16 protein-coding genes are annotated in these 20,573 nt (G+C 50.2%); 11 read left to right on the forward strand and 5 right to left on the reverse strand.

Features of this window, described 5'->3' with window-relative positions:
• A partial coding sequence (locus tag GX117_13845) for a sigma 54-interacting transcriptional regulator (protein NLO34412.1) occupies positions 1–706 on the forward strand: 706 nt, incomplete at its 5' end.
• A gap of 21 nt (positions 707–727) precedes the next feature.
• Here GX117_13845 and GX117_13850 read toward each other — a convergent pair.
• From GX117_13850 to GX117_13865, 4 genes are read right to left on the reverse strand one after another with little or no spacing between them, the layout of a single operon-like run.
• Complete coding sequence (locus GX117_13850) at positions 728–1,327, reverse strand: hypothetical protein (GenBank protein NLO34413.1); 600 nt, start codon at positions 1,325–1,327, stop codon at positions 728–730.
• 3 nt (positions 1,328–1,330) lie between these two features.
• The gene (locus GX117_13855; protein ID NLO34414.1) at positions 1,331–1,591 is read right to left on the reverse strand and encodes a hypothetical protein; all 261 of its coding nucleotides are present in this window, start codon (positions 1,589–1,591) and stop codon (positions 1,331–1,333) included.
• Positions 1,592–1,602: 11 nt separating this feature from the next.
• Positions 1,603–1,881 (reverse strand): hypothetical protein, encoded by a 279-nt coding sequence (locus GX117_13860; GenBank protein NLO34415.1) that lies wholly within the window; start codon positions 1,879–1,881, stop codon positions 1,603–1,605.
• A gap of 2 nt (positions 1,882–1,883) precedes the next feature.
• Positions 1,884–3,446: a sodium/solute symporter gene (locus tag GX117_13865; GenBank protein ID NLO34416.1), complete on the reverse strand. Its 1,563-nt coding sequence runs from the start codon at positions 3,444–3,446 to the stop codon at positions 1,884–1,886.
• Between the two features lie 72 nt (positions 3,447–3,518).
• On the opposite strand from GX117_13865, the gene GX117_13870 reads away from it, so the two are divergent.
• Together GX117_13870 and GX117_13875 are read left to right on the forward strand one after the other, a co-directional pair.
• A complete protein-coding gene (locus tag GX117_13870; GenBank protein NLO34417.1) occupies positions 3,519–3,719 on the forward strand; it encodes a hypothetical protein in 201 nt (66 codons plus the stop codon).
• Positions 3,720–3,790: 71 nt separating this feature from the next.
• Positions 3,791–4,336, forward strand: a complete 546-nt coding sequence (locus GX117_13875) for a TlpA family protein disulfide reductase (protein NLO34418.1) — start codon at positions 3,791–3,793, stop codon at positions 4,334–4,336.
• Here GX117_13875 and GX117_13880 read toward each other — a convergent pair.
• Positions 4,320–5,804 (reverse strand): dicarboxylate/amino acid:cation symporter, encoded by a 1,485-nt coding sequence (locus GX117_13880; protein NLO34419.1) that lies wholly within the window; start codon positions 5,802–5,804, stop codon positions 4,320–4,322. The two genes, GX117_13875 and GX117_13880, sit on opposite strands and share 17 nt — an antisense overlap.
• A gap of 227 nt (positions 5,805–6,031) precedes the next feature.
• Between GX117_13880 and acpP the strand changes: the two genes are divergently transcribed.
• The 8 genes from acpP to GX117_13920 all read left to right on the forward strand — a co-directional run bounded on the left by acpP (position 6,032) and on the right by GX117_13920 (position 20,394).
• The gene (gene acpP, locus GX117_13885; GenBank protein ID NLO34420.1) at positions 6,032–6,283 is read left to right on the forward strand and encodes an acyl carrier protein; all 252 of its coding nucleotides are present in this window, start codon (positions 6,032–6,034) and stop codon (positions 6,281–6,283) included.
• Between the two features lie 177 nt (positions 6,284–6,460).
• On the forward strand, positions 6,461–7,696 hold the full coding sequence (gene fabF / locus GX117_13890) for a beta-ketoacyl-ACP synthase II (protein ID NLO34421.1): 1,236 nt from the start codon (positions 6,461–6,463) through the stop codon (positions 7,694–7,696).
• Positions 7,697–7,703: 7 nt separating this feature from the next.
• A complete protein-coding gene (gene rnc, locus GX117_13895; protein ID NLO34422.1) occupies positions 7,704–8,411 on the forward strand; it encodes a ribonuclease III in 708 nt (235 codons plus the stop codon).
• A gap of 88 nt (positions 8,412–8,499) precedes the next feature.
• A complete protein-coding gene (locus tag GX117_13900; protein NLO34423.1) occupies positions 8,500–10,548 on the forward strand; it encodes a sodium-translocating pyrophosphatase in 2,049 nt (682 codons plus the stop codon).
• 378 nt (positions 10,549–10,926) lie between these two features.
• The gene (locus tag GX117_13905; GenBank protein ID NLO34424.1) at positions 10,927–12,672 is read left to right on the forward strand and encodes a hypothetical protein; all 1,746 of its coding nucleotides are present in this window, start codon (positions 10,927–10,929) and stop codon (positions 12,670–12,672) included.
• Between the two features lie 66 nt (positions 12,673–12,738).
• Positions 12,739–13,596, forward strand: coding sequence for a ThuA domain-containing protein (locus tag GX117_13910; protein ID NLO34425.1), 858 nt, complete (start codon positions 12,739–12,741; stop codon positions 13,594–13,596).
• 220 nt (positions 13,597–13,816) lie between these two features.
• Positions 13,817–16,990: a hypothetical protein gene (locus GX117_13915; protein NLO34426.1), complete on the forward strand. Its 3,174-nt coding sequence runs from the start codon at positions 13,817–13,819 to the stop codon at positions 16,988–16,990.
• 14 nt (positions 16,991–17,004) lie between these two features.
• Positions 17,005–20,394, forward strand: a complete 3,390-nt coding sequence (locus tag GX117_13920; GenBank protein ID NLO34427.1) for a UvrD-helicase domain-containing protein — start codon at positions 17,005–17,007, stop codon at positions 20,392–20,394.
• Positions 20,395–20,573 lie beyond the last annotated feature (179 nt).

The following is a 20,573-nucleotide window of genomic DNA, read 5'->3' on the forward strand; positions in this document are numbered from 1 at the left end:
AGATAAGATTGGTCTTTTTGAAGCGGCAGACGGAGGAACCCTATTCCTTGACGAGGTGGGCGATATGTCGGCGATCACGCAGGCGAAGATTTTGCGCGTCCTTCAAAATGGGGAAATCCGTGCTGTCGGCGATTCAAGAATCCGCAAAGTGGACGTGCGCATCATTGCGGCGACCAACCGTGATTTGTTGGAAGGTGTTCAATCCCTCACTTTTCGAGAAGACCTGTATTATCGGCTGAATGTGATTCAAATCCGAATTCCGCCGCTCCGCGAACGTATGGACGCCCTTCCCGCCCTAGTCAACCATTTTCTCATTCAATTCAACCGACGCCATCATAAACACATAAGCGGTGTGGATGCTGCCGCCGCCTCTTATTTAAGACATTATGACTATCCGGGCAATGTCCGCGAATTGGAGAGCATCATCGCCCATGCCGTTATCATGGCTGACGGAGATTTGATTGTCAGCGAAGATCTTCCAGAATATGTACGGCTGGGATCTCGACCACGCCCGGCGCTGGCGTATCAACAGGAAGAAAAATTGCTGTCCATGGCGGAAATGGAGGCACAGCATATTCGTCATGTGCTGACGGCGCTTAAGGGTAATCAGAGTCAAACGGCGAAAAAGCTGGGCCTGTCCCGTTCGACGCTTTGGCGAAAAATGAGACTCTACGACATTGACCCGCTTGCGGTCGCTGAGGATTGATATCCCTGTAGCATAAGGGGATTAATGACCTTCAGATTCGAGATCGGGCGCTCTATCGTCTGTTTTGCCCTGTGCGATAAAGGCGTTGATGATGGCGACGCGCATTTGTCCGCCCATCGGACCGCCGGTGTAGCCGTCCAGAATGGCGATATCGATTTTTTTTCCGAAACGGTAGAAATAATAGACCCAAACAGGAGCGTAATAGGGTCGCATTTCCAAGGTATTTTCGATCATCGGTTTGGTGCCCCGTTTCCGCAGCACATAACGCAGCATGCCGCGCCGCGCCCGATGTTCGGCATCTTCTACGGAGATACGGGGCGGGAAGCACGCTTCCTCCGTCTCACGCTCATATAAGAGGGAAACCCTTTCGAAAATTGCACAACTGCCGAAGCTGGCGTCCACCGTAATCCAAGCGCTGCTGCGCACCTCTTTATGGGTTAGTTCTAGGCGGAACGCATAGGCGGGCATCCAGACAAGCTCCAAGGACGCAGCTTTTCCGTCAGCCGTCCTTTTGATCGGTCTGCGCCGCCGCAGCCCGTAGAGGTTGGTAAAACGACGCAGTGCGAATTGGCGTCGTGCATCGTCGGCATTGATGCGCAGCGGCAGGAATAAAGCGGGCATGGGCTAGGGTCTGGTCGCTTTACGGAAGCCGCGCCAACCGTAAGCGGTAATCCCGGCACCTAACGCAAGGAGCACGATGCCGCAAACAGCATTGATGAGCGCAGCCTTGGGCTTATCCATCGCCCACATGGTTCCGATGAGGACGGGAATGCCTAATACGAAAAGGAAAATCCCGACAGCCATATTGGTTTCGCCGTCCCGTTTCTTCATATCCTTGGCAGCTTGAATTTCAGATTCTTTATTGATATCGATCTCGTGAGACATGGATTGATTCCTTAACGAAAGTAATAATAAACGAATACATGGGGCAACATGGACAGGATCGTCCACAACCGCAAATCGGTGTACCATCGATTGTTCGGCCGCTCCAAGTTGACATAGCTTTCCTTGAGGATAACGCAAACCCAAAGCATGGTACCAAAGAAAAAGACGAGGGCGACTAAGGTTGCCCAAGGTTGATAAACGGGATTGAGCAGGGTATTGATCGGGTGAAATACACGACTGAGTACAGGATGAAACCAGGTCGTACAAAAAGCTTCAAATTGTGCTTCCATGCTTAGTTATTCCTTTCTTGTAACGCCTTTTGCGCAGCATTGCTTTGGATGACAGAACCCCAGGTCAGTCCGCGCAGTTTTTCTTCTGATTCCGGCGCGGTCAGCAAGCTGACCACAACCGTGACGATCAGGGAGAACACGAAGGACCACCATGCTACGAAGAGGAAGGGATAATCAGAAGTGAAGAGTCCCGGAGTATACTGGAGAATAAAACAGAAGGTCACGCCGAGGGTAAGCCCGGCAAGCCCGCCCCAGCGCGTGGCGCGCCGCCATGTGATACCTAAAAGCAATATGGCAAGGGTTGGCCCTTGGAACATACTCAAGATGGTTTGCATAAACACGTAAATACTTTCGCGGTTGGCGATGGGTTTCGCGAAGATACCTGCCAGTATGATGAGTACCGCGGTGAAAGCACGGCCGAGATGCAAAGCTTGTCTTTCGGTGATCGGCTTTTTCCCGATCCAAGAACGCATTTCCCCGAGAATATCCGTAATAAACATAGTACTTGCTGAGTTAAGTGTACCGGATATACTCGACATGAGCGCGGCAAACAAGGCGGCAAACATGAGCCCGCGCAGCCCCGCCGGCAACAGCAACCGAATCATTTCAGGCACCGCACGATCAGCCTCTTCGATGGGCAGCTGAGGAACCAAAATCAACGCGCAAAGACCGGGAAGCGCCACCATGAGCGGGATCATGGACTTGAGGAAGCCGCCGACCAACATACCGCCTTTGGCGTCCCATTCCGTCCGTGCGCCCAGGGTGCGCTGTACAATAACTTGGTTACCGCTCATGTAGGCAATGGCAAGGACGATACCTAGTCCGAAGACGATGCCTGTCCAAGGGAATGGTCCGGTCGTGTCGTGAGGTAAAAGGATCGTGAAATGTTCTTGGAATTCCGGGCCTTTTGCCAAGACTTGTTCGCGCAATGCCGACCAGCCGCCCACTTCCCACAGCGACAAGATAAGCAGACCGAAGCCGCCCACAAACATGACAATCAGCTGCACCACATCCGTGAAGACAACAGCGGTTAAACCACCGGAAAAGGTGTAGAGACCCGTCACAATCGCCATAAGCCACAAGGACCACATGGCATCCCAGCCCAATACGGTGTACATCAGTTTGTCTGCAGTTACCCACAACATAATGCTCAAGCTGAGGAACAGAACGATGGCCCAAATGATGGCATTGAGGAACTGCACAGCAGAATTGTAGCGTCTGCCTAAAAATTCAGGAATGGTGAACACGCCGGTGCGCCAAAAATAGGGTACAAAGACGAAAGCGGCAAAGACCATGGCAGGCATGGAGCCCATCCAGTCAAAGTTGGCCGCCGAAACACCGTGGCGGAAAGTTGCGCCGGCGACTGCCACAAAGTCCATAGCGCCAATATCGCTGACTACAATGGAAAAACCGATGGCCCAAAAAGGTAAAGCCTTGCCGGACACAAAAAAGTCTTCCGCATTGCCCACATAACGTGTGCAAAAGAATCCCAATGCGAGGGTTCCCAGCATATACGTGGTGATAATGGCAATATCTATATTGTGTAAACCAATGATTTCCTGCATAACCGCCCTTCCATAAAAGACAGTCCCCGAAACATACGGGGAGATTCGTACAAAAAAAATGAGTAGGTTATTATGACACAGCCGCCCTCAGGATTCAAAGAAAAGCGGAGCCAACGGAATAATCATGTAGACCGTGATGTTCAATCGGCATCAAAAGCGGGATTATCCTGCGAAGAGATTCATATAGGAAGTGGACAAAGAATCCTGATTTTAACCCGCTGCCAAGCCATGCTGCCGCCAACACTTCCCTATTATGAAATTTCTTCGGAATGAAAGCTTTTTAACACGTGTTTTTCTAAGATATATAGTGTGCGACTACACAAATGATGAGATGAGGTAACTCCATGAAACTACAATATCAAATTACAAAACATATACAACGTGTTTACCACCAAGTGCCGCGTGGACTGTTTTTGACCGCCCTCGTGCTGGCGGCAGTTGTCGGACCGCAATGCAGCGCCGTACCCAATCCCGTCGAAGGCAAAGAGGCGCCTAGTTTCTCCCTGAAATTGATGGATGGCGGTACGTTTGATCTGTCCGAGCATTTAGGGAAACGGCCCGTGGTCTTGGATTTCTGGGCAGTATGGTGTCCCCCTTGCCGCGCTGCCATCCCGAAAGTGGCGTCGACCCGCAGCTCTTTCGCAGATCAAGACGTCATCATCTTGACCGTGAACTTGGGCGATTCCGTGGAAGGGATCGAAGCCTTTTTGAAAAGTGCATCGGTAGATGTGCCCGTTGCTTTGGATGATTCGGAAATTGCCAGCGAACTCTATCATATCACCAGCATCCCGACCATGGTTTTCATCGACAAAGAAGGCAAAGTGGCCCGTGTGAATGTGGGCGGCATGAGCGAGGCCTCGCTCCATTCAGTCATCACGGATCTGCTCTAAGAACGGCGGGCGCAGCGGGCGCAAAGATCTTGCCTTCGCCCCGTGACACCACCACGGCACCGACACAATCGCCGGTCACGTTCACGACAGTGCGGCTCATGTCGAGGAGTCTGTCCACGCCCAAGACGATGGCGATACCTTCCATCGGAATGCCGGCAGTGCTGAAAATAATGCCCATGAGCCCAATGCTCGCGCCCGGGATACCCGCTGTGCCGATAGACGCCAGTATAGCCGTCATAAAAATCATGAACTGCTGTTGAAAACCAAGCTGCATGCCATAGACTTGCGCCACAAAAAGCGCTGCCACACTTAAATAAAGAGCGGTACCGTCCATATTAATGGTAGCGCCCAAAGGCAGCATAAAATTTGTAATGCTGCGATCGGCACCCACCCCTTTTTCCACAGATTCTATGGAAACCGGCAGTGTAGCAAGGCTTGACGAGGTACTGAAGGCTACTTGAAAAACGGGGATCATCTTCTTCAAAAAAAAGCGCGGCGAGACCCGCCCCAAAAGCGGGCAAATCACAAAACACAAGACACAAAAATGAAGGCTTAAGCCGAGCATCACCGTGAAGAAGTATTTGGTCAAGGTGAGCATATAGCCTAGTCCCAAATCTGAGATGGCGCAGGTCATGAGTGCGAATACGCCCATAGGCGCCAAAAACATGACCCAAATAATGATGCGGATCAGCGCCTTATCCAGGCTTTGAAAGACCTGCAGCGCCGGCTGTCCTGCTGTGCCCAAAGTCGCAAGGGCAGCGCCTAAAATCAACGCGAAAAAAATGACGACGAGAGGATTTTCGCCGACCATGACCGGGTTACGGATGAGGGATGGAAGGATCTCATCCTGAAGACGGCGCCCGAGTGAAGGAACCGTATCTTCAGTTTCAGCGGCACCATCCGCCGCCGGGGCCCCATCTGTTTCGGATAAGGCTGCAGCTGAGCTCTGTTCCGGTATTAGGGCGGTGCGGCCGACGCCCGGGCGAATTGTATTGACGAGGAAGAGCCCCAACAACACGGCGAGTCCCGTGGTCGTACAATAGTAGACGAGGCTTTTTGTGCCGACAGAACCCAGTTTTGACGGATCGCCTATGCCTGCTGTTCCCGTTAATACGGACACAAAAATAAGGGGCAGGATCGTGAAGGTGAGCAGCAGAATAAAGAGACGCCCGAAAATCCCGATATAATCACGGACAAAATCTGCCTCGCCCAGAAGGGGGAGTAAAGCGCCGGCAACAATACCTGCCACCATGGCGGCGAGAATTTGGCCCGGCAATGAAAAGCGGCGCGGCAGCCACCGACAAAAGCATAGCAGACTCAAGAATAGCAGGATGCTGCGCAGGAACCCCTGCAGGAGGGGGGCGGTGGTCGTGGGATCGCGCAGTGATGCGCCGCTCAGTATCAGGGCGATCAGCGCAACGGTGAATATCCCATAGGGCAGCCTTCTTTTTTTCGGATAATCTTTCACACCCTTTTTCTTTGCTCCCTTGTTAAACTGTTAGTTGGTAAACAATTTGTCGTTAACTTTATGAATGTGCCATAATACCGACAGAAGCCGATGTAAGACAACTTCTTTACATCGCCCATGTATGGTTGGGAGATTTCCCGGCGCGGCGCACCGGATGCTGCGGCGAGCCGATCATGCAGCCACAGAAGCAGTTATCCATTTCAGAAAAAAAATAAGGACGATTTGTTATGGACCAAGATCTTTCCCTCAAAATTAAACAATTAATTGCCGACCGCTTTGACCGAAACCTAAACGAAATTACCGATGATGCGCGTTTTGTCGAAGACTTGGGCGCTGACTCCTTGGACCTTACCGAACTGATGATGGCTTTGGAAGAAGAATTTGATATCCTCGTTGATGACCTTTCCGATTCCATTGATACGGTAGCCGATGCTATCAATTTTATTGAAAAACAGCTGAACGAATCGAAGAACGACTGACCAAGGCGATACCGTCTGAGGGGGCGCAAACACCGACTTTGTCGTGGCATTGCTGTGTGTTGCTTTCAAGACGCTTTCTGCCGCCCATTGAGAGGCGGCTTCCCATCGCCGTCTGCCTATCAGCGCAGGTATAGCAGCATTGCCGTGAGGGGGGACATATGATGCAACTCTCTGGAAATGACTATGGACAAAAATCGTGTTGTCGTGACGGGCTTAGGTGTAGTGTCGCCCGTAGGAAACAACTGCACAACATTTTGGGACAACCTTGTCGAAGGCCGTTCGGGCATTCGCGCCGCTGATTTTGTGGATGAACGAACTGCTTCGCGAATTGCCGGCATGGCGGAAGATGTTGTCCCGGATACGATGTCCCCGAAAGAGCTGAAACGGCAAAGCCGATTTATTTTGTTTGCCCTGGAAGCGGCGAATCAGGCATGGGCGCAATCCGGGCTCGATATGAACCACGAAGATCCCTATCGCTGCGGCGTTTACCTTGGCACAGGTATCGGCGGTATCCAAGATATCGAAGAGAACGCTCTTAAACTCCACGAATCGGGGCCTCGCCGCGTGTCGCCCTTGTTAATGATCAAAGGCTTATCCAATATGGCGGCAGGCACTGTTGCCATGCAATTTGGATTGCAAGGACCCAATGCCTGTGTGGTGACCGCCTGCGCCACCGGCGCGCAAAGCATTATCGCCGCTGCCAACGCAATCCGTTTGGGACAAGCCGATGTAATGCTCTGCGGCGGTACAGAAGCCACTGTGATACCCTATGGTCTCGCTGCTTTCAGTTCGTTGCGCGCCCTGTCTACGCGTAATGATGCGCCGGAACAAGCGAGCCGACCTTTTGACCGCGACCGTGACGGTTTCGTCCTATCAGAAGGAGCCGGCGTGTTGGTCTTGGAATCAGAAGCCCATGCGCGCAGCCGCGGCGCGGAGATATTGGCGACTCTTGCCGGCACGGCAGAAACAAGTGATGCCTATCATCCTGTGGCGCCCCGTCCCGACGGATCAGGTGCCGCAGCCTCCATGCGCTTAGCATTACAGCAGGCCGGTATCGCGCCGGATCAGGTTGATTATTGCAACGCCCACGGCACAAGTACGCGCTTGAATGATGTAGCGGAATCTCTCGCTTTTTTGGATGTTTTCGGGACTGACACCCCCTTCGTGAGTTCGACAAAATCGATTATGGGTCATTTGCTTGGCGCGGCAGGTGTTGTCGAGTCCATTGCATGTATACTTACTATTCGGTATAATACCATTCATCCTAATATAAATTATGATTATCCGGATCCGGAATGTCCCATTAACGTGGTGGGTAACACGGCGCGGGAGGTCTTAGTTGACATTGCCCTATCAAACTCGTTAGGATTTGGCGGGCACAATGCAACGCTGGTCTTCCAAACTTATAAGTGATAGCCTGATGGATGAAGAACGTTTGGCGGCGCTGCGTGAATTGACTGAAGCACTTGGTCTTAAGTTGCCGTCCTATGAAGCGCTTGATGAGGCGCTTACCCATGCTTCCTGCTTATGTGAGCCCGATTCAGAAGAATTGCGCTGTTATGAGAGTTTGGAGTTTTTAGGCGATGCAGTCTTGGATTTAGCCGTCTCTGATTTTCTTTTCAATCGCTTTCCTGACGGTAATCCGGGCAGATTTACTGAGATGCGTGCAACCATAGTAAACCGCAACAGCGTTGCCGAAGTGGCGCGCCGTTTGGGTATAGGTGCGTACATTCGCTTGAGCAAGGGCGAAGAAGTCTTGAACGGTCGCAATCGTCTGTCGTTACTTGCTGATTCGTTGGAAGCAGTCATCGGCGCTGTCTACCAGACCTTGGGTTGGGCAGCGGCTCATGCGTTTATCTGCGACGCCTTTGCATCGGAACTTAATCAGGTTCGCATGGAAGCGCCTGTTTGGGATTATAAATCGAAATTGCAACATTATTGTCAGGCACAACATATCGCCTTGCCCCATTTTGTTACGAAAGACGAAGGTCCCGACCATAAGAAAGTTTTCTTCGTGGATGTTTTTGTTCAAGATCAACACTTGGGCAGCGGTCGTGGTTCGAGTAAAAAAGAAGCTGAACAGCGTGCGGCACAACAAGCGCTGCACATGATACAGGATAAAAAATAAAGAGATAGGATCGAACGGGGCGTATCCTTGCATTTCGCGCCTATCTCTAACATACAACCAACCCCATAGGAAGGAGATCTCTATAATGCTGGATAGATTCCTCATTGTGGCGGGTGCATCCGCCGTACTTGCCTTGCTCTTTGTAGCCTATCTTGCCCGATATGTGCTGTCAAAGCCGCAGGGAACTGACCGAATGGTTGCCTTGTCCCGGGCGATCCAAGAAGGCGCCGCCGCTTTCCTCAAACGTGAATACATTTGGGTGAGCGGCTTCGTTGTTGTCATTGCCGTTCTCATTGCCCTTATCGGGCTGAAACGGCCGGATCTTGGCTTGAACTGGAAGACTTCCGCCTCCTTTATTGCCGGAGCCATTGCCAGTGCTATCGCCGGAATTATCGGAATGTGGATCGCCACCCGAGCCAATGCACGCACCGCGCATGCTGCCTCTGAAGGCGGTGTGAAAAGCGCGCTGGATGTAGCCATCAGCGGCGGTGCCGTCATGGGGATGACCGTGGTCGGCGTTGCCCTCTTGGGTTTGGTTATTGTGTATAAGATTTTTAATGGCGACCCGGTTATTGTAAATGGCTATGCCATGGGCGCATCCTTATTGGCGCTCTTTGGACGTTCCGGCGGCGGCATCTTCACCAAGGGCGCCGATATGGGCGCTGACTTGGTCGGTAAAGTGGAAGCGGGCATCCCCGAAGATGATCCGCGCAATCCCGCCGTAATCGCTGACAACGTCGGCGACAATGTGGGCGACGTCGCCGGGCTGGGCGCTGACCTGCTCGAATCCTATGTGGAAGCGATCATTGCGTCTCTCGCTGTTGCGTCGGTCATGTTCATTGCCAACCCCGACACGACCGAAATTGTGCGCAGCTTCCCCTTCTTTGTGGCTGCCATTGGTATTGTTGCTTCCATTGTTGGCGTTCTGTATGTGAAAGTTTTCGCTAAGAATAATCCGCAGAGCGCGTTGATGACCGGTACCTATGTCAGTGCTGTTCTAGCGATTATCGGCGTCTTTGCCTATACGGCAGTTCGCGGAGAAGCCTTTACGCTTGACGCCATTACCTATGGTAAGTTTGGTCCCGCCATTGCTTGTCTCGTAGGTATTGTGGGCGGTATGGCCGTCGGTTTTGCCAGTGAATACTTTACCTCCAGCAGCTACCGTCCCGTGAAGAAACTGGCGGAAGGCTGTCAGACCGGTCCTGCCATTGCAGTCACCAGCGGTACCGCTGTGGGCATGCAGAGCACCTTGGGCCCTGTGATCGTTCTTGCCATTGCCGTGGCAGTTGCCGCGCATTTTGCCGGTGTTTACGGCGTGGCGATTGCCGCGCTCGGTATGCTTGCTACGACCGGTATGGTCGTTGCTGTGGACGCTTATGGTCCTATCGCTGACAATGCGGGCGGTATCGCCGAGATGGCGCACATGGATCCCGAAGTTCGCAAAATCACCGATAACCTTGACGCTGTCGGCAACACCACCGCCGCGATTGGTAAAGGCTTTGCTATTGGTTCCGCTGCTTTTGCGGCTATCGGACTGCTCAGTGCCTTTATGTTGGCAGCCAATGTCACTGAAGTCAGTATCGCCAATCCTCTGATTTTGGCGGGACTGCTCATTGGAGCCATGATGCCCTTCTTCTTCTCTTCTTTACTCTTTGGCGCAGTCGGCCGTTGTGCAGACACCATGATTCAGGAAGTGCGCCGTCAGTTCCGTGAAATTCCCGGGCTGAAAGAAGGCAAAGAAGGCGTTGTCCCCGACAGCACAACCTGCGTGAAGATTGCCACTCAGGGCGCGATTAAAGGCATGTTGCTGCCCGGCAGCCTTGCCATTGTCTTCCCCGTAGTGATTGGATTTTCTCCGCTCGGTGTTGAAGGTCTTGCCGGTATGCTTGTCGGCGCTATTGCCACAGGCGTTATGCTTGGTATCCAGACCGCGAACTCCGGCGGCGCCATGGACAATGCCAAGAAGTATATTGAAGAAGGTAATTTCGGCGGCAAAGGTTCTGAAGCGCACAAGGCGGCTGTTGTTGGCGACACAGTCGGTGACCCGCTCAAAGATACAGTCGGACCTTCCATCAATATCCTCATCAAACTGATGTGCATCATTTCGCTTGTATTGGCACCGCTTTTCGTGGGCTGATAAAAATATCCCTGTTGTTTTCAAGCCGCACCGACACCAACCAACGGTGCGGCTTTTCTTTTTGCGGTATCATACCGGTCTTGTACCCCCACCCCCACCCCCCGAGAAAAGATCTCAAAACACAGCCTATTTTTCTCTTTTGTAGAAACTCTTTTTTATCTAAAACAGTCTTTACTACATAGGGCCGCTTCGGATGCAAAAGCCCCTAATTTCAAAATATCCATAACAACTTGCCTCAAGCGCATTGCCCTTATTATACTGAGCATGGATATATAACCAATCAAACTATAAAGTAAGGCTGATTTCAATTGTTGCGGTCTGCACGTGTAAAGACCGACGTAGTGATCACACACAAAAGTTATCGGGAGGTTAAAAAAGATGGCTGTACACATGTTTGTATCCCCTTTTTCGCGCCTGCTCACCGTATCACTGCTTGCCCTTGTTATGGGCACATCGTCTTTTGGCGATGTATCGGAAGCGCCGAGTTCGGATCAACCACCCACACAGGACAGCACTGCCCGTGTTGTTGAGGAACAAGCCGCAGCGTTGCCCTTAACCTTGAAAACGCTCCACTATAAGCCCGAAGCGCTTCAACTCGCTGTGGGCATTCCCGGCGCGGAAAGTCTTCTGGATCGCTTGGTTCCCTTCCTCCAACTATTTTACGAAGAAACAAATATCATGGCAGAAATTGATCTTTTCGCCTCTGATATTGCTGTGCAATTGGGCATTTCCGCAGAAGGCGGCCTGCCCGGTGTGCTCACAACCATGGGCTTTGACAGCCAATCGGGACTATCCGTATTTTTAGATTTGGCGGACGCTGCCGCCGCATTGAAAACATCTGATAAACAAGGGTTGATCGGATTACTCGCGCATCTGCCCGACGTCAAAGCGCTTTTGGCACTGCCCGTGACGGATGCGGCAAAAGCAGACACGTCCTTCAAGGGACTTTTGGGTAATTTGTTGACCCGACTGGATCATACCCAGTCCGAGGAGGGCGGCATCACACTCCACAACTATCCCGGATACGGCTGCTACTTTGTGAATGACGACGTGCTCGCGATCAGCAATGATCTGTCCATGTTACGGGAAAGCGCCCAACGGAGCGGCGCGCCTGCTCCCCTTCAATACGGCTGTGCAGGCTGTCCCATTCAAGATATTCACGAATTGGTGATGTTGGTTTATTGCGAACGATTAATCCCCTTTATCGCGCCCTTTTTGAATTTTATAGACGAACATGATTTGATTTCTCAAATAATGTACAAAACCTTGTTTGAACGCTTGAACCGTCTCTATCCGGAAGATCCGGCGGCCGAGCCGACAATCCTTAGTTACAATCTAGCCCCAGATCATATGGCTGTGGATTGGAAAGTGAACACCGAAAAACGCAACGCTTTATTCGAATACATGGGCCCTCCCGGCGCCCTTCGATGGAGCTCTCGCTTTCCCGTTGACACGGAAGCTTTTTTGAGTATTCATGTGAACACCCAATCCAAAACCGACTTTTCCGAGATCTTTCTTGACTCCATTCCGGAATCGGTGCGGGTTCTGCCGGGCGTCTCTCAAGGGATCACTCTCGGGCGCAGCCTCTTGAACCTCATGAGCGGAGAAGCGGCCTTGGGCATCGGCGGCCTGTCAACCTATGGTCTTCCGTCCATTTTTTCCGCTTTCGAATTGGAAGACTCTGAAGATGCAGAAATCGTGTTGCGTATCGTGCCGCAATCGGACTATGAAACGCCCTACCGCGGCGTGCAGCTGAAGATCTTGGAAATACCCTTTTTCATCCCCATTTACTTTGCCTATGTGGACGGCGCACTCCTCATGTCCAATAATGATTCCATACTCCATGCCTTCATTGACCAAGTCAAGGACAATCAAGACCACGGTTATTTTAATACCTTTGAGCCGCCGCTGTCGGCAGACACCGCTTCGTATCAGACCATCGTCGTCCGATCCGGTTTATACACCAATCTTCTTATGCCCCTTATCGCTGTCTCCAGATTAAAGATCCCGGAATCTGTCAACTTTCCCCTGACACGAGGTATAGAATTATTTAATGAATTCCGCTGTATTAATGAACAACGCGGTAACTGGTCTGTGGGCAGCATTTATCTGCGTCGAAACTAACCCTAATATAAGGCCGCATGGATGCGGCCCTTCTTTTGAATCCCCTATGACATAAGGATATCGATCATGAAACACGCTCTCCGCCTAAGTTTTATTGTGTTGGCTGTTGCCCTACTCTTCGCTGGATTCGCCGGCGCACAGGATAAGGGTCCTAAAATTCTGTTGTTGACCCGGTCAGCCGGTTTCGAACACAGCGTCATCAGCCATGATAAAAGCGGTACCAGCCACGTGGAACGCATCTTGCAACCCATCGTCGAAGAATTAAAGGGCACCATGGACTGTACCAAGGACGCGGGAAAAATCAATGCCCAAACGTTGGAACAATACGACGTGGTGATCTTTTATACCTCCGGCAATTTAACGGAATCGGGCGGCGATGACCAGGGCGTCATGGCTGAATCAGGCGTAGAAGAGCTGATCGCATGGATTAAAGGGGGCGGCGGCTTTCTGGGCTTTCATTCCGCAACAGATACCTTCCGCTCCGATGATCCCGAACCGACCCCTTATATCGGCATGATCGGCGCAGAATTTACAACCCATGGTCAACAGTTCGTGGGGACTGTCAAAAAGGTCGACAATACCCACCCGTCAATCACTTCTTTGCCAAGCGCTTGGAGCCTGCAAGATGAATGGTATTTGTTTCATAAGTTCGACAAAACAAATATGCACGTGCTGGCATTGCTTGAGATTGGCGGAGAACGAAGCAAACAAGACAAATATGATATTCCGGATTATCCCATGATCTGGTGCCGCGGAATGGATAAGGGCCGTATCCTGTATAACGGTATGGGTCACCGTGAAGATGTTTGGGAGCACGCCTCCTTCAAGCTAATGCTGAAAGAACATCTGTTATGGGTTTCCGGTCAAGGTGCCTTGAACGCTGAACCCAATTATGATGCAGTCGTCCCCAAAGCGCTGCCCTAACGCTTCTCCCCATTTGCGGCCTTATCAATCTTGAATCTTCCCCTTTCTGCAGTGTCAACGCTGTAAAAAGGGGTTATTTAATTTGGGAAGCTGTTTCCACCTGTATAGTCCTCGGCGCGTCCATTCCTCTTGTAGTATGGGGTCTGTTGCATTTATCTTCTAAGGAGGGTAAGATAAACCCTTGGAGCTAATAACTGAGGAAAAAGGAGCTATACACGATATGGGGACTATCACGCTGATTTGCGGAGGCTATCAGAGCGACCGAAGTAAAGATATCGATATCTATTGGGAAAACCATTGGGGCCGGGCGCTGCTGCTGACACCAACACGCCGACTGGCTCGACAGCGCCTGGAACAGTTTATTCGAAGCCATCGATTGCCCGGAATTTGGGGCGCAGGTTCTTTTGAATTAACTGCCTTTGCAGCCAGCCTGTTGGAAAATCAGTACATTCCCATTCGCATGGTGTCACGCCTCGAACGGCGGCTGATCGTAAGAACCATTCTCGAAGAAATGGCACGAGACCGCGAGCTGCCCTCTTTCGGACAAAGTCCCGGATTGATTAAACATCTCTTGCGGCTCATCACACAATTGAAACAAGCCGCTATTGACCCGGACCAATTTGAAAAAACAATTACCGCTCATGACCAACAAAATCCTATGGATATCTTCACGGCAACGGTCTATAAAGCATACCAAAAGATCCTGCATCAAAAAGCCTATTATGATGTTCCCGGCCTGTATTGGGCGGCGCGAGAATATTGCGACCAAGAGACCATTACCCTTCCCAATAATACAGAAATCCTTTTGCTTGACGGCTTTGACGATTTCACACCTTCCCAAGAACGTTTCCTTGAGTGTCTGTCAAAGCATGTATCCAAGATGGTGATTGGTATCAATATGGATCCCGATCCCGATCAGGAGGGCCTCTTCCATCTGCAGAAAACGTGGGTTGATAATTTTCAGAAGAAGGTGAAGGCTAAACGAATCGACTATCTCACGGATCCGCCTAAAAATACCATTCAACACGCGGCTTATACCCTGTTTCGTGGAAGCGAATGCACCATTCCCCTTGAGGAAGAAACGAACTTGCAGCTGCAAGCCTGCGCCGACGGACAACATGAAATAGAGTGGATCGGCAGGAAGATCAAAACCATGATTCTGAATGAGTCTGTGTCACCTTCGTCCATTGCCGTTGCATTGACCGATATGCAAGAGAGCCACTACATGATTCGTGCCACTTTTGAAGAATTCGGCATTCCCTGCCGTTTCCCGGCACCTCGGCTTTCCGATACGCTTGCAGGAGTCATGGTTACCCGTATCATCCAGCTTTTCAGCAAGTGGAAAAGAGAAACGCTTTTAGCGGTGCTGTCCACCTCTCTTTGGGATAATTTCGAAGAATATCATGGGGCTTGCATGACTTTTCCCACGATTATAAGAGCCTGTAAAGTTCGCATAGGCCGCCGCGGCTGGGAACGTACCGTGGCACTCTTAACGCAGCCGATGGATCCGGAGGCAGCCCTAAAGAGGCGCATGCCCCTTCCCTTGATGCGAAACCCACAAGCCTTAGCGCTCTTCCAACAACGCTTTCAAAAGCTCACCGACTTTGAAGATTCCATACCGGATCAGGGAAGCTTGGGAGCATACGCGCGTTTGTGGGAGGCCTTTTTAAATGATTCGGGAATGATCCGGTCCTGCGAAGGACATCAACAACACGGCCCATCCATGGCAGGATTGCGCGCGCTGCTTCAGGAATTTTCAAACGATTCCACCACCAAGGCTCCCATGGATTGGACCAAGTTTTCGGAACTTTTGCGGGACAGCATGGCGGAAGTGGTGGTACACACAGATCCTCCCCAAGGGGAAAGCGTGTATTGCTGTACCATTGACCGCTTGCGCTGTGAAAGCTTCCCCCACATTTTTTTGGGCGGGTTAAACGAAGGGCTCATGCCGCGGCCTGCGCCGAGGAATGCTTTGTACTCAGAAATTGATCTGAGTCGATTGCGCAAAAACAATCTTATGTTGAGCGGGCGTGGTGAACATACCTACCGTGAACGTCTGATTTTTTATCATGCCCTATCTGCAGCTCAAACCAAGCTCTTTTTAACGTGGCGCAAACAAGATAAATCAGGCCGTGATTCGTTGCCAAGTCCCTTCATCGTTGAATTAACAAATCGATTGGACAAAAAGTCGCCTGTGCTGCGCCCCGATCCTTTACCCGATTGTTTCGTGCCCATACCTGAAGAAATCGCCTCCTTCCATGACTTGGCGAATGTAGCCTATCTTCACCGCATCAAGACTAAACCACAAAGTGTTTCAACGCGGCTATTCGACATTGACGCTTGCGCCGCCATTGAGGAAGAACGGCAAAGCAAAAAAAGTATTTCTAAATACGACGGTATCATTCTGGCGCCCGATCTCTTGGAACATTTAGCCGACCAGTACAGTAAAGACCATCTCTTCAGCGTCAGCAGTCTGGAACGGTATCTGCGCTTTCCTTTCGATTTCTTTATAAACAATGTCTTAGGTATCCGAAGCCTGAAGGAGCCCGACAACGAATTGGGGCCTATGCTCAGCGGCACCTTGCTCCACGAAATTTTGAGACGCTTCCATGAACACTACACAGGGCTTGCGGTACATAAGATTTTTGAAAAGGGCGAAGAAGCGGCTTTCGATACTTTGAAAACGATTATCGAAGAGGTCTTTCAAGACCACCGTTCAGAAATGGTGATCCTCCCTAAAGCGATCATCGACATTGAGCAACAACGTCTCCTTTATTTATTAAAACGATTTTTGAAACAAGATTTTTTCGAAGATGATGGTTTTTCGCCTTCTTATTTCGAGTGTTCTTTTGGAGAGGTGTATAAAAAAGAAATACAACCCCCTTCTGTTCCCGATCCTTTTGTCCTTAACTTATACGGACAAGAATACCGATTTTCAGGGATCATTGATCGTATCGACCGTTGTGAAAACCGGATCCGACTTATTGACTATAAACTCTCCGCCACGCCGGCAGCGAAAGAAATCAAGGACGGACTTTCTCTCCAACTCACGCTATACACTAATGCAGCAAAAGAACTTTTGTTTCCTGACTGTGAGGTTGATTCAGCCTATTATCTTTCTGTATTGAAAGGGGATAAACGCGATGCGCTGCTGAAGAAGGCGGAGGATAGTGATGCCCGTAGATTAAAAGCAGCGTCGCAGATTGTGTCCGCTGTGGCGAGTATTCGATCCGGCTATTTTCCACCTGCGCCGACAGATACTTCCGGACGCATCCCTCCCCATACAGCAGCGCGTTATGAGGAGTGGCGTATAGCGCCCAAAGAGCAACGCGCCTTGATTCATAGTTTTGACCCTGCCTTAGGTAAGGGGGAAGATCAAGTGAAAAAGAATTAACGAGGGGAATAGGTATGAGATTTACGGATGATCAAATAAAAGCAATCACAAAAGACAGTCCGCGCATCAGCGTGTCCGCGGGAGCGGGCTCCGGTAAGACCGCCATATTGGTTGAGCGCATTGCTCATTTGCTGTGTAATCCTCGGTACTGGCGAAACAAAGGCCCCGCTTTGGATCGTATCGTGGCTATTACCTTCACGGATAAGGCAGCCGATGAAATGAAAGCGCGATTGCGTCAGCGTTTCCGCGAGGGACAACGCAAGGCGGAGCTTTTCGAGGATGTCGACTGGCGCGAATTAGAACGGGAAGTTGACGGCGCAAGGATTAGTACCATCCATTCCTTTTGTGCTTCCATTCTTCGCGCCCATGCCTTGCGCATCGGCATGGATCCTGAATGGGGTGTCCTTGATGATGCCGACGCGAACCAATTAATGGAAGATACGCTGTCCGATACGATTGAGGAGTTGTTGAAAAAGAAGGATCCTGCAACAATACGCCTTTCTATTGAGTGGGGACTGCAACAATTAAAATCCGCCTTCAAAGAAATGTTTAACAAAAGAAATGAATGGCTGGATACAGAGAATAGGAGCCGTTACGACAATCCCGATAGGTTGTATGCATTTTGGGATGATCAGTGGGGCCGTGCTAAAGAATCTTTTCTTCAAAATTGCCAGTTCAACCGAAAATTGCCCTTTCTCCTGAAAAATTTACAGGATTTGGATGGATTGTGCTCCTCAAATGATGATAGGCGGGAAATGCAGCGTATTGCTTGTATACGCGTGCTGAGGGCTATTGCCGACGGCGCTACCGATTTGGGCGATCGTATCGACCATTATAAGTCCGAATTTCCGCGAATGAGTATCTCTAAAAAGGCGTGGGCGGAAGAAGATTTTAAACGGGTTGGTGAAGCGATTAAAGAGGCAAATAGTTTTTTGAAAGAAGATTGTTTGCTGCCCACTTGGAATGAGACTTTAGAACGGGCAGCGGCACGTGCCACCTGTGATTTTTTTCAAGTGGGCTGCCGGGTAATGGATGCGTATCGCAATGCACGAAAGGCCTATAACAGCCTTGATTTCGACGATATCATCAACGAGACACTCGCCTTATTACGAGAAGATAAAGAATTAAAAGAACAGGTCGCTTCCGAAATAGAATTTCTTTTTATAGACGAATTCCAAGACACCGATCTGGTTCAATTGGAAATCGCAAAACTATTGAGCGCAGTAGATAAGGGTCCGCGTTTATTTGTGGTGGGAGATGCTAAACAATCGATCTATTATTTCCGTGGAGCAGAAGTGGATTTATTCAATACCTTCATCAACGAAGATCCGGATCCCATACGACTCAAGGAAAACTTCCGTTCTCTTCCTAATGTGATGAATTTTGTCAATACCTTCTTTGGCGCTTCAAAAATGCTGGCCGCTGTAGAAGTGTACAGGCCTACGCAAGCTCCCCGCAAAGCGCTTACGGGTCCCCGCGTTGAATACTTTTTTCCTAAAACCTTGGAAGATGAAAAGCTTAGTGAAGATAAAAAACATGAACTGGAAGCGCAGTTCATTGCGGCGCGAATCCTTGAATTCTGTGCCGACAATTCAAGTACAGAAATTTTTGATACGGCGTTGAATGCCTATCGACGCCCCATCTTTGATGATATTGTGTTGCTTTTTAGACGCAGCACTTACATGGTTGCCTATGAAACTGCCTTTCGCGCGTGGAACATCCCCTTCAATCGCGTCGCAGGGGTCGGATTTTTTCAACGCCGAGAAATTCAAGATATTCTTGCCCTTCTCCAATTGATTGTAGATCCTTGGGACGAGGAAGCGTTGTTAACCGTATTGCGCAGTCCCATGGTGGGCGTATCCGATGAGACTTTGATGCGCATGGCTTTGGCGGGAGGCGTGGCATCCACCTTCCATACCGACCGTATTCCTGACAATTGTGATGATGTGCCTGCTTTGACGCGGGGTCGACGTCTTTTTAAAGAGCTTTATGAAAAACGCGAAGAAGAGCCGGGCTCTTTTATTCGATCTGTCTTAGCAAAGAGCAACTATGAAGCTATCTTGCTGAATTCACATCTGGGATTGCAGCGTGCCGCCAATCTTCGTAAAGTCATTCAACTTGCCGATAATTTGGGCAGGTCACGATCGGCTATGCTCCATGAATTTAAGCGCTACTTGGAAGAAGTCACGCTCATGGAACTGAAAGAAGGGGAGTCTTCCCTTCAAACGAAAGGAATGGGCGCCGTCACTTTGATCACCGTCCATAAAGCCAAAGGGCTTGAATATCCCATTGTTTTTTTACCGGAGACACATGCAGAAAACAGGAAGTCCGGCAGGAATTTCTTCCAATATCGCAAAGAATTCGGATTGAGTATCAAAGCGCCGGATGAAGAGGGCGAAACGAAAAACGGCGCTTTTGGCGCGTTGATGAGTCGCTTTGATGACCATGAGAATATGATGGAGAACGCCCGTATTCTCTATGTGGCGATGACCCGTGCCCGTGATTATTTGGTCTTGTGTGGCAGATCTGATGCGCGATTAAACAGCTGGGCCGGCATGTTCAACAAAGTACTCAACTTACACCAATGGGAGCACAACGACGTTGCTCAAGGGGACGGTTGGAGCGTCTTGATAAAAAACGACCAGCCTGATCAGAGCAAACCAATTAAAGACAAGGCCATGGAACTGCAGCTTGACCCGAAAAGGCTTGATCGGCAATTACAGCCCCTAGGTATTACAAAAACAGAAAAGCGCGTCTTTTCTGTGTCGCATTTGTTGGCGTTCCTGACCCATGCGGAAAGCAGCCTATTTGAATGTGAAAGGGATACGCTTTCAGAAGAAGGCGAAGACCTCTCGGCACAGTCTCCCCGCAATCGTGAATTCGCCATGGCACGAGGCACGCTGGTGCATACACTTTTTGAAAGGTGGGATTTTAAAAAGGATCAAGTCCCTGATCTTCGTCAATTAATCATGGAAGCAGGGCTGGGCCTATCTCAATTTGATAACCTGTACCAAAGTTTGGAACACATTATACATTCCTTTCGTAACTCACCGTTATGGTCACTATATACCCGTGCTCGACGCATTGAACGGGAAGTGCCTTTTCTTTTTGATATAGGTCCGATCATGATCCGAGGCGTAGTGGATGCGGTGATCGACGGTAACATTATTGTGGATTATAAAACAGGTAAGGCAGGCGGCGCCCTTGAAAGCTCTTATGAAAACCAACTGTATTTGTATGGCGCCGCATTGAATGCCTTACAGGGGCAGACTCCGAAGGAAGGGCTGCTCTGGTATGCTGAAGCGAATAAGGTGCATACCGTAGCCATGGATCAACGAAAGATCGACGAATTTCTACAGTATCTTCATGAATTTTGCGGCACATTTCAAGAGGCTGCCAAGTGACTTTGTATTTGAAAGGATAAAATAGGTACACTTTACCCGTAGCTGTTTGTGCTGAAGGAGCTAATCAGGGTCATAATGTAATACAAGCGCGGCACTTGGGCATCTTAAATTGTTGTGCTGCGACAATTAAGGGATCAACAATTGGGTTTCGTTTCACAATCAAAATCAGAAGCAGCGGC

Source organism: Candidatus Hydrogenedentota bacterium, assembly GCA_012523015.1.
Lineage (GTDB): Bacteria > Hydrogenedentota > Hydrogenedentia > Hydrogenedentales > CAITNO01 > JAAYBJ01.

Coding starts and splice junctions, on each gene's coding strand:
- GX117_13850 (NLO34413.1), bottom strand. CDS start 1,327: ATGCCCGCTTTATTCCTGCCGCTGCGCATCAATGCCGACGATGCACGA.
- GX117_13855 (NLO34414.1), bottom strand. CDS start 1,591: ATGTCTCACGAGATCGATATCAATAAAGAATCTGAAATTCAAGCTGCC.
- GX117_13860 (NLO34415.1), bottom strand. CDS start 1,881: ATGGAAGCACAATTTGAAGCTTTTTGTACGACCTGGTTTCATCCTGTA.
- GX117_13865 (NLO34416.1), bottom strand. CDS start 3,446: ATGCAGGAAATCATTGGTTTACACAATATAGATATTGCCATTATCACC.
- GX117_13870 (NLO34417.1), top strand. CDS start 3,519: ATGACACAGCCGCCCTCAGGATTCAAAGAAAAGCGGAGCCAACGGAAT.
- GX117_13875 (NLO34418.1), top strand. CDS start 3,791: ATGAAACTACAATATCAAATTACAAAACATATACAACGTGTTTACCAC.
- acpP (NLO34420.1), top strand. CDS start 6,032: ATGGACCAAGATCTTTCCCTCAAAATTAAACAATTAATTGCCGACCGC.
- fabF (NLO34421.1), top strand. CDS start 6,461: ATGACTATGGACAAAAATCGTGTTGTCGTGACGGGCTTAGGTGTAGTG.
- rnc (NLO34422.1), top strand. CDS start 7,704: ATGGATGAAGAACGTTTGGCGGCGCTGCGTGAATTGACTGAAGCACTT.
- GX117_13905 (NLO34424.1), top strand. CDS start 10,927: ATGGCTGTACACATGTTTGTATCCCCTTTTTCGCGCCTGCTCACCGTA.
- GX117_13910 (NLO34425.1), top strand. CDS start 12,739: ATGAAACACGCTCTCCGCCTAAGTTTTATTGTGTTGGCTGTTGCCCTA.
- GX117_13915 (NLO34426.1), top strand. CDS start 13,817: ATGGGGACTATCACGCTGATTTGCGGAGGCTATCAGAGCGACCGAAGT.
- GX117_13920 (NLO34427.1), top strand. CDS start 17,005: ATGAGATTTACGGATGATCAAATAAAAGCAATCACAAAAGACAGTCCG.